The organism is Sphingobacterium suaedae (genome assembly GCF_042684625.1).
Classification (GTDB): Bacteria; Bacteroidota; Bacteroidia; order Sphingobacteriales; family Sphingobacteriaceae; genus Sphingobacterium; species Sphingobacterium suaedae.
Genome location: NZ_JBHULR010000021.1, coordinates 1 through 7,132, shown reverse-complemented (window position 1 = coordinate 7,132; position 7,132 = coordinate 1). Strand labels below are relative to the sequence as shown.

5 protein-coding genes are annotated in these 7,132 nt (G+C 44.7%); all 5 read left to right on the top strand.

Annotation, left to right across the window (positions count from 1 at the left end; all coding sequences use genetic code 11):
• Nucleotides 1-463: 463 nt before the first annotated feature.
• Genes ACFSR5_RS19490 through ACFSR5_RS19470 form a run of 5 tightly spaced genes read left to right on the top strand, consistent with a single transcriptional unit; the run spans nt 464 to nt 6,920 of the window.
• A complete protein-coding gene (locus ACFSR5_RS19490; RefSeq protein ID WP_380906171.1) occupies nt 464-1,018 on the top strand; it encodes an RNA polymerase sigma factor in 555 nt (184 codons plus the stop codon).
• Nucleotides 1,019-1,058: 40 nt separating this feature from the next.
• Nucleotides 1,059-2,075, top strand: coding sequence for a FecR family protein (locus ACFSR5_RS19485; protein ID WP_380906169.1), 1,017 nt, complete (start codon nt 1,059-1,061; stop codon nt 2,073-2,075).
• Nucleotide 2,076: 1 nt separating this feature from the next.
• Nucleotides 2,077-5,337 (top strand): SusC/RagA family TonB-linked outer membrane protein, encoded by a 3,261-nt coding sequence (locus ACFSR5_RS19480; RefSeq protein WP_380906168.1) that lies wholly within the window; start codon nt 2,077-2,079, stop codon nt 5,335-5,337.
• Between the two features lie 19 nt (nt 5,338-5,356).
• Complete coding sequence (locus tag ACFSR5_RS19475; RefSeq protein WP_380906166.1) at nt 5,357-6,733, top strand: RagB/SusD family nutrient uptake outer membrane protein; 1,377 nt, start codon at nt 5,357-5,359, stop codon at nt 6,731-6,733.
• Nucleotides 6,734-6,758: 25 nt separating this feature from the next.
• The gene (locus ACFSR5_RS19470; protein WP_380906165.1) at nt 6,759-6,920 is read left to right on the top strand and encodes a hypothetical protein; all 162 of its coding nucleotides are present in this window, start codon (nt 6,759-6,761) and stop codon (nt 6,918-6,920) included.
• Nucleotides 6,921-7,132: the final 212 nt, after the last annotated feature.

The window sequence follows — 7,132 nt, the reverse complement described above, 5'->3', positions numbered from 1 at the left end:
TATGGTAACTTCTGAAAAAAAAGACGGTAGGCCACAAAAAATAAAGAGCCTGCAAACGCAACGTTTGCAGGCTCTTTATTTTTGACTTTTAGATATGTAGCCCGTAGGGGATAACATCCTTTGTACACCAGTCTCTTTATCAGCATTTTACAAACCACCGATTTCCTTACTCACCGAATAACTCACTAGTTTGACATACGTTTTAGCTACAATTGCTATATGTTTTAAATATAGGAAATTTTATATTAATATAAAAATCACTCTAAATAAAAAGGAGATTCATCAATACTTAATGGGGACTGCTAAAACCATTCTATTTCGCCACCCCTAACAATAAAGGGGCGGGTGTTTTGAAAACTTTCACCTTTGGCTTTAACGATATATACTGCATTTCCCGTAGCATTTTTAAAAGAAAGCATTTGTTTGGAACTATTCTAAATAATGCTTTATATTTGCATTGTAAATGAATCAAGAGTGGCAAGAAATAACTCTAGGTAATAAGGATAGTTTTGTCCAGTTGTATGATGCTTACTATAAGCCCCTGTTTCACTATGGCCTTAAAATCCGTCAAGATAGAGAACTGATCAAAGAGTGTCTGCATATCCTATTCTGCGAATTATGGGAAAAGCACAGTAGCCTACCTCCTAATATTCAGAATCCTAAGTTTTATCTTTTTACCTGGTTCAAACGCATTATTCTTAAAAATTTACCACAACAGGAATTGGGAGTGGAAGTGTTGACAGAGGAGCCCATACAAGACTCGGTAGAAACCCAGCAGATCGAGATCGAACAGTTGCTTGAAACACACCGAAAACTAGAATTGGCACTAGCGAACTTAACCAAAAAACAACGTCGCTTTATACAGTTGCGCTTCTTTGAAAACAAATCTTACGAAGAAATAAGCCAGTTGGAAAACGCCTCAGTACGTACTGTTTATAATGTTATATACGAAGCGCTGAAAAACCTCAAAGGGAATTTTATTTACCAAAGCTTATTTATTTTTATTTTTTCTAAATAAAATCAGGTAAAAATGCTCCTTTTCTTGCACTACTCTATATATGCAAGAAAACGAAAATACACCTCCCAGTCTGGAAGAGCTGATAGCTGATCCATCGTTTGTTAATTATTGTCTCGAAGCAAACGAGGCAGATCGCCTATTTTGGCAAGAATCGTTGCAACAAAATCCATCGTTTCAACCTAGATTCGAGGACGCGCGGAAATTAATCATACTCTTTAAAGATAGTCCTTCGGATACGGAAATCACATCCGCACGTCATCGTTTATTCCACAGCCTCGGATTTGATAAAGAGATTACGAAAAAAAGAAAGATTTTTCCCTTGTATCGTTGGGCTGCTGCAGCGGCGATAGTTGTTTTCATTGGTCTAATGAGTGTATATGTTACAAGGCAAATGCGGGAAAAGCCTATTGCGGTAGTCGGCCAGTCGCAGATTAGGCAGACCGTACCTGCCGGTAAGATCATGCATATTCGATTACTGGACGGAACAGTAGTGGATCTCTCCGCCGGGTCGACGTTGACCTATCCCACGACATTCACCGATTCGTCGCGGATAGTAACATTGGAGGGAGATGCCCGTTTTTTCGTAACACATATTGATGACAAGCCATTTGTGGTCCGGACAGCAGATCTAGATATCCATGTCCTCGGAACGACCTTTAACGTACAATCTTTTCAGACCGATCGTCATGTTCGGGTAGTACTCTTTGAAGGCAGTGTGCAGGTCAATAAAAATAATCGATCATACCGTATTTCGCCAGGTCAGGCATTGATCTACGACAAGAAAAACGGAAGTTTCGCGATGTCAGCGTTTAATCCTGATGAAGAAAACGAACGGATAAACGGTACCCTTATCTTCGATCATGCATCTTATGCAGAAGTCGGTCAGCGTCTCGCACATAAATACGGGATTGAATTTATTCCGGACAATCGTATCGATATCGCTTTTTCAGGAAAAATATCGAATGAATCCATCGATGAGGTGCTTAAAAAGCTGAATTTTACGACCAATTATCATTTCTATTTAGAATCTAATACCCTTATTGCAAAACAAAAATAAAATGAACAAATATCGCTGTGCATCTAAGGAGCAGCCACGTACTTTTTTATTAACCATCGTCCTTTTCATCATCTGCTGTGCGGCCTATGGTCAACAACGCATACATGTTGATCGCAAAAACCAACCGCTTCATTCTATTTTTAAAGACATAGAAACGCAGTCGGGCTACAGTTTTCTATATGATGATAAATTGATTAATGTAAACAGAAAGGTTAACTTTTCTGTTTCGGGAAGTTTGGAGGAAGTATTATCCAAGCTAGAAACGGGCTTGGCACTCGATACCGAGATTTCAGGACGTAATATTCTCGTAAGGAGAGTAAAGGTTCCCATCACCGTTACCGGGATTGTGTTAGATTCCATCACAAAAGAACCTTTGGCAGGTGCTGCGCTCTATATAAGACAAACTGGAATACAGGCGAGAACGGATGAAAAAGGAGCGTTTTCATTGCATCTACCTGCACAAGTGGAAAACGAAATCCTGACGGTAAGTTATGTCGGATATGAACGCAGCAACGTACGGATAGGTGCCCATTTCCACCAGATCTTGTTGAAACAAGATAACGTTAACATGGAGGAAGTCGTTGTTGTCAGTACGTATGAGCATCCGAAACTTAAGGAAGAGACTGTTGGAAGTGTCTTCTCTTTATCGGCCAAAGAGCTACAGACGAGCAGACCAATAGAGAGTATAGATAAAATGCTGGAAGGAATGGTGCCTGGGCTATATGTGGAGCCTAGCACATCCTTAGGTACACCCGTTAAAATCCATATCCGTGGACAAGGAACACTTTCTTCGCTCACGAACGATACACGGACTAGCTCCTCACAGCCCTTGTTTGTCATCGATGGGGTGCCAATGCAGGAGCAGCAAAGTGGCGATGCTGCAGGGCAATTTAATCAGGAGACTTTGCTAAATCCGCTTGCCGGAATCAACACCATGGATATAGAATCTGTTACCGTATTAAAGGATGCCGCGGCCACAACGATCTACGGTGCAAATGCCGCAAACGGTGTGATCCTCATCACTACACGAGGCGGTCGAAGCGGTTCCCTGCGTGCACAAGGGAGTTATCAGACGGGCGTATCCACTTTCATTAATCAGACAAAATTATTATCCGGCCCACAGTATCATGAGCTGCTGAAAGAGCTTTATGTAAACCAAGATAGAACGGAAGCCACCGCAACCCAACTAGCCGGAAGCAGTACGATCGATACGGATTGGTTTGGCCTGACGTCCAGAAATGCACGGTATAACAATCTGAACGTTTCCCTTTCCGGGGGTAAAGACGGCAGTACATATTACTTGTCCATGGGCTACCGGAATCAGGAGAATGCCACGCCGGGCAACGGATTGCAGCAATACACGGCAACACTGAAATACCAAACAAAGCTATCGGACAAAATAAAGTTGAATACCACCATCACCCCGACCTTGATGCGTCGGGAGGGGTTGGATAATTTTTCTGCCAACGCCTATCTACCGCCAAATATTTCGCCTTATAATGCCGATGGGAGCTTCGCGATTTTTATGAATTTATACAATCCCTTGGCGGTGTTGGCGCAAAACGAGGACAAGAGCCAGACGATTACGACCAACGGGCAGCTGGATTTGCAATACGATATCACGCCCGAACTGTATGTGCGCACCGCTGTAGGAGGTAATTTTTTTCAATCGAAGCAGGAGTCGTACCAATCAAAAGAGAACGGCACTGGCAGTACCGTAGGTGGCCGCTTACGCATTTATGATCGCCTGACGTACAATTGGACTTCATTTGCACAAGTGGGATACAGCCCCAAGCTAACGGGTAATCAGCGCTTTTTGGCGATCGCAGGAATGGAACTTCGAGACCAGTATACTGCTTTGCTATATGGCTTAGGGACAGGTTTTTCGTACGACAGAATACGGGAGCTTAGCTTGGCGAGCACAAGAAACTCTGCATCTTCGAAAATTTCAGATGCAACCGTTTCTTACTACACCCAGCTGAATTATGATCTGCAGAAGAAATACTATGTCACACTCAGCGGACGTGCAGATCAATCCTCTTTATTTGGCGGCGACAAGCAGATGGCGCTTAACGCAGCCTTAGGTGCCGGCTGGAACATCTCCAATGAAGATTTTTTACGGGATATAGAAAGCATTAACTTTTTGCGCTTGCGGGCAAGCTTCGGCAGTACGGGCAATTCCCGCATTGGTTCCTATGCATCCCGTGGTATGTACGACCTCGGCAATGTGCCGTACGAAGGACAAATTGGTGCAACACCAGCAGCAACGGCTGCTGAAAACCCGGATCTAGGTTGGGAAACCAACTATAAGACGAATATCGGGCTGGATATTTCGCTGTTCGACCGATTGCAATTCACGTTGGAACTTTACCAGAATAATATCCACAACCTGATCACCAGTGTGGAGGTACCTTTGGAAACAGGATTTTCCGGAATTCCCATCAATACCGGAAATATGCGAAATCGCGGGCTGGACTTTCATGCTTCTTATGCTTGGTTCAAGGACAAGGCGCTCCATTGGCGTACCACCTTGAATGGCGGCTTTAACCGGAACAAAGTGCTGTCTTTCAATAACCCACTTGCGGAAATTTACGCGTCAAGGACAGGAAACTATGTTGGAAATGCCCTCCGCATAGGCTACAGCACGAATACGATATGGGGTGTACGCTGGGCAGGCGTTGATCCGGAAGATGGCTTGGATAGATTTTACACACCGGCGGGAGATATCGTGAATCGTGTACAAATCTCGGCCATGGGCGCGGATGCCTATCAGATCCTGGGAAATTCATTGCCAACCGTTCAAGGCGGGATGATTAACGCCTTCAGCTGGCAGAATATATCGTTATCTTTCAATCTACAATATAACATCGGCACAAGCAGACTGGTTCCAACCACACGCTTCGAAGTCGGAAATTCGCTGGCGCATTCCAACAAACTGGTGAACCTGATGGATCGCTGGCAGCAGCCCGGGGATATAACGGATATCCCTAGATTGACGACAGCAATTCCGGTACGGAACTCCTCCCAGTACCTGTATGATCTGACGCACCTTAAATTGTCTAACATATCACTAGGGTTTGCCTTAAACAATGACTGGACAAAGCGGCACAACATACCAGATCTTTCCTTCCATTTCAATGCAACCAATCTATTTTATTGGTATAAAGATAAAAGTCCGGAAGGAAGAAACGGCATTCGGGAGCTGCGGTTCACCTATCCGGAAACACGTAATTTTTCGTTTGGTATGCAAGTGACTTTATAAAAAATTGAACATCTTAATCATGAATAAGAAAATACGCATATGGTTGTTTATCCTTCCCCTATTTGTTGCAGGATGTGCTAAATTTTTGGATAAAGAACCAGAAAATAAGGTCTCCATTGATGTGCTTTTCTCCGATTTGGCAGGGGCGAAAGCGGCTTTAACAGGTGTATACCTTAGTTTATGGAGCAGCGATTACTACAATGGACGCCGGATGGTCTATCCGGAAGCTGTCGGTGGGAATGTAAAACCCGTTGGTTCAAGACAAACGCTTGCCGATATCTACAGCTTTACTGCACAAGCAGACAGCAGCAGTATGAACGCGGTTTACAGCGGACTATATACCATATTGAACAACCTCAATAACATTATTGAGCGTGTGCCTTCACTGGACGATGGTTTACAGACCGAACGCAATGATATCATGGCACAGGCCTATGGCTTGCGTGCATTGCTACATTTGGATTTGGTACAATTGTATGCACAGCCCTATCACTATACCGCAGACGCATCGCATCCGGGGATTATTTTGGCTACAGAACCGATATTAGTTGCGACTGCGCAACGGAAGCGGGCTACCGTGGCCCAGGTGTATACGCAAATTGCATCCGACCTGAAAAGCGCTGAAGATCTTTTTCAAAACCGGAAGGCTGTATTTACCGGTAATCGGGTTAGTTATATGAACAGCGCAGCTGTAGCAGCACTCCAAGCACGTGTAGCACTTCATAAGGCCGAATGGGCGGACGCCTACGACTACGCCTCATCGGTGATTGCCGACAATTTTACACTATATAGCAATGGGGAATATATAAGCTCTTGGACGACGTCGGCCGGCAAGGAAACTATTTTTGAACTAGCGGTTCCCTCGGGCTTCTCGGGAAATTCCTTAGGTAATTATTATACCAACGAAACCGCAAATCGATATTACGAGTTTGCTCCGGCCGCGGATCTGCTCGATATTTTTACGGACGGCGACATACGTGCAAGCGGCGGGATCTTTAAATACCCGACCTATGCTACAGCGGCGACCAGCGTTAAATTAATCCGCCTTTCCGAAATATATCTCATCCGGGCGGAAGCGGCGGCGGAGCTCGGCCGTAGTGAAAGTGCTTTAGCCGACCTGAACGAGATCAGGTTACGTGCCAACCCAGAAGCGGGAGCTTGGTCAGATGCCCATAAAACCGCATTGGTCGATGAGATCCTCAACGAACGGAGGAGAGAACTTTGCTTGGAAGGAATCTGTTTTTTTGATTTGTTGCGCAGAGGATTATCTCTTGTACGCAATGACTGTGAAGGAAACAATTGTAACGTCAATTATCCTTCTGATAAGTTCGTACTGCCCATTCCACGCCAATCGGTTGATTCAAACGGCAACATGGAACAAAACCCCGGCTATTGAGTGTCCTGAATAAATGTATAAACTGATGAATTTTACATTTAGTGCTGAGCAGAAGATGAAGGTAGGTTCTTCGGTATCGGAATACAGGTTTCGGTACCAAACCACCTCTATGCTGCTGCGGTTAAATGCCATGGTAGTGAACGATAGGGGAAAAGGTTTCGTTTCAGGGATCAGGTACGTGTTATGAAGGTGAACGCAAGTGAACCGCTGAAGAGGCGTCGAAAGAACCAATGTCCAGTAGCATCATTGGGATAAGGATGGAGGTCACCTGTGTACTGTCCATGCGGCATCCGGCGTATAGGCGGCACGAGCATAGCACAGGCTTTTGTTCGGAACAGGAGAACCTGTCGTCACGATGTCAAGGGAAAACTCCAAGCGGGGGACACCGCAAGGGGGAAA